The organism is Peribacillus psychrosaccharolyticus ATCC 23296 (genome assembly GCF_000305495.1).
In the GTDB taxonomy this organism is placed as follows: domain Bacteria; phylum Bacillota; class Bacilli; order Bacillales; family DSM-1321; genus Peribacillus; species Peribacillus psychrosaccharolyticus.
In genome coordinates this window covers 1-3407 of sequence record NZ_AJTN02000080.1, presented here as the reverse complement: position 1 = coordinate 3407, position 3407 = coordinate 1, and the positions used below count along the sequence as shown (strand labels likewise).

Sequence of the window (3407 nt, the reverse complement as noted above, 5' to 3'; positions counted from 1 at the left end):
AAATAATAATGATTTAGATCGTGATAAAGATGGTATTGCTTGTGAAAGGTAACCAATCATAAATTACCTGGTTGTTTTTGTTATATAATTCTCTTGTTTTCTTTGGTGAAGTAGTATCTAAATATGTAATAAAAAAGAAGAACCATACTAAGTATGGTTCATCTTTTTTATTATTGAGATCTACATGTACAGTCACTAATGAGGTTTTTTTAAAATAACAATCACTGTATTAATCTCTAGACCGCTTCAAAGCACTGTGCCGTAGAGATTTAATATTCTTGGTATTATAGAACTGATATTATACAAAATAATATTGTTTCTTATGCCTTGCATATTGAATTTATTGACGAGCGATTTAAAGATCTGGTGAATTAATTCTTAGTTTTTTGCTTTTTAACATATTGTATTAAGCCTTTTGCCTTAAATTTCGGTTTGGCATTACTTTTAAATAAACACTAACACTTCATTGGAATTACAACAACTTTTAAAATACCGATTTCCATAAATATATAAAAATTCACCACTAATTTTAAAAATTTTCACTCCATTCTGTTTTTTGTCTACTCATATAGAAAATCGTCAATCTCGTAACCTATCAATTCATATATTTCATAGGCCGGGTCATAATAACTATCTGTAAAGTAGTCCCTATTAGAAGGACCGTAGGCTTTATCTATCAGATTATTATCCAACAACACCCCTAGTTGATTGTAGCTCTTAACGGTTGTGTCGTCGACATACCCATAATAATAAACATCTTCTAGTAATTCCGTATACTCTTTTAGTTTTGTAGCGTAATTATAAACAACGCTGTAATTATCTAGTCTTGTATATAATTCTTTCACTGCCGATAATCTTGTGGTTAGAGCATTCCTTACTTTTGTATCTTTTACTTTCTCTACAACACTAATAGCTTTCGAGTAATCAGCATACGTTTGCTTGTATCGAGTTTGTGAAGGATCAGGGAAGTAATTATACTCGTAGTCCGTTTCAACTGTATACCGGTCTTTCAGATAGGTAGAATGACTCTCTGCTTTGATGACGGCGTTTTCTCCGTTAAGTTGATCCGCTGGAAGTCGTTTTAACTTCTTGATGGGAGCATTAACTCGACCATATCCAAAATCACTATCTTTCCCTCTTGCGCCAATGTCGACAGCGGAAGACGTAACTAGCGATACGAGTTTGTCACCCGTTAAACCAGTCGCTTGTTTATACAGAGCTACTGTACCTGCTACGAATGGAGCCGCCATTGAAGTACCATCGTATGAATCGTAACCGCCTGGGACTGTGCTGTAGATATTTTCTCCAGGAGCTGCAACTGTAACCCCACTACCTCTATTAGAGAACGAAGCTAAAGCCGTATTGGATTTCAACGCACTAACTCCAATTACGTTACTATATTTAGCGGGGTATCCTACTTGACCTGCTTCATTTCCTGCAGATGCTACTACGACAATCCCCGCATCTGTAGCCTTCATGATTGCTTGTTTTAAGGGGTATGAATCATCATCTGAACCTAAACTTATATTAATTACATCCATATGATTCTCAACACTCCAATTGACGGCTTCAATGATATCTGAAATGTACCCTTCCCCGTCCTTGCCTAGCGCCTTTAATGCATAGATTTTAGCACGAGGAGCGACACCGACAGAACCAATTTTATTACTTTGTGCCCCAATGATCCCAGCGACATGAGTTCCATGCCCGTTATCGTCATTGTAGCTACTTCGCCCACTGATAAACGATTTGCCGCCTGCTATCTTTAAGTCAGGGTGTCTGATATCTACACCTGAATCAATGACGCCAACCTTAATACCACTGCCGTTGTAATTTAAACTCCACGCTTTACTTGCGTTAATAGTTTTAATCCCCCAACTAGCTTTTTGTCCATAGGCTTTCATTTTTGTATCTTCATAGACTATACCACCGCTACTTTTTGCCATACGCATAGCTTTTGATTTACTACCCACTACTTTGATCTTGGCATCTTTCACGACCATATACTGTTTAGTGTCGTTAGCGCTTACATGATTGAACACGAAAAACATAGATAATAGAGAGACAATAACGGCATACGATATTTTTTTCATTGTTTTTTCCTCCTGATTGCAACAAATTATGTCCATTCATAAAACATACTACTGTAAGAACATAACTTCATACTTATGATATTTACTAACTTCATAAAACTAGAAATATGAAATTTCACATTATTCCCCGTTTTTATCTATTATCTTCTTTGCTTCTCTAATAATGTTGTCTCATTTAATCCATAAACCACTTGCGGATACTCAGTCTTTCCTACTTGACCAAAGCGTTCGCACACCTAATTGTATAGTGGGACTTTATAATGAATTCATTTTGAGGATAGTACATTTCTAATCTACTTTACGGTTGTATATATTATTTTGGCATTCTTGGCACTATCTCTAGCAATTACTGTTATCTTTTTTCCCTTTGTTTGTTTAGCAATTCTCACTTTGTAATTCCCTTTACTGTCAGCAGTTGCAGTTCCTAATGAAGTACTTCCGCTCTTTACTTGCACCTTAGCCTTTGCTTCTGTTTTTCCTGTTACGTAGGAAGTTTTCACTGTAATTTTTTCCACGGTTAATGTAGATGGGGCTGTTTTATCAATTACCCACTGTACTGAGAACTCCCCTTGATTACCTGCCTCATCTATTGCACATACAGCAATATGTGTCCCAGCTTTTTGTCTAGGGATTTTTATAGAAAACTTCCCTTTTGAATCAGTAGTGATATTCCCTATCCAGTCATCTTCAGCTTGAATCCAAATATGTGAATTTGATTCTGCTGTGCCAGTTACACGTGTATCGTTATCATCAATTTGGTTTACTTTTGGTCGGTTTGGTGCCGTTGTATCAGTAGAATTATCAAGAGGTGAAAACTGTAATAGATAATCCTCGCCTAGTCCATAATCACTTAAATCTATTACACCCAAATAATATGTTCCCCGGTTGAGATAATAACCTAACCCTTTCGTTTTCCCATTATTTTGTCCATCTACAGGTTTTAGTATATTTTCATTCTCATCGAAAATGCCCATACCTAAATCCAATAAATTTCCATCTGCTGTGGTACCTGCTAATAAATATAATCCACTTTTTGGGACCATAACTTTGAATAAGTCTATATCATCGTAGTCAATAGTACCTGATATATAATATTTCATATCATGTATATTAGCAGATTCAAAATGATCATTAGGTTCTTCTTCATATCGAGTATCATCATCTGTCTTACTTTGGTTTGCTCTTTGTTTACCTAGATGCTTATTTTCATTTGTCTTAATTATCCCTTTAAAATCAAATGAAGTTAATAACTTCTCATCTGGAATGTTACTCTCAAACATTTGCTTTAACTCAACCTTATTAGGTGATACTTCT

General features: G+C 35.5%; 3 protein-coding genes. 1 reads left to right on the top strand and 2 read right to left on the bottom strand.

Annotated elements, in window-relative coordinates:
• On the top strand, positions 1-52 hold a 52-nt coding region (locus WYK_RS26270), incomplete at its 5' end, for an excalibur calcium-binding domain-containing protein (protein WP_152526418.1).
• Positions 53-560: 508 nt separating this feature from the next.
• On the opposite strand, the gene WYK_RS05945 is transcribed toward WYK_RS26270, so the two are convergent.
• Positions 561-2093, bottom strand: coding sequence for a S8 family serine peptidase (locus WYK_RS05945; RefSeq protein ID WP_051387338.1), 1533 nt, complete (start codon positions 2091-2093; stop codon positions 561-563).
• A gap of 293 nt (positions 2094-2386) precedes the next feature.
• The coding region (locus tag WYK_RS24845) for an Ig-like domain-containing protein (protein WP_040373644.1) at positions 2387-3407 on the bottom strand (1021 nt) is incomplete at its 5' end.

Excerpts from the sequence above, each read along its gene's own strand:
- WYK_RS05945 (WP_051387338.1), bottom strand. The coding sequence starts at position 2,093 with ATGAAAAAAATATCGTATGCCGTTATTGTCTCTCTATTATCTATGTTT.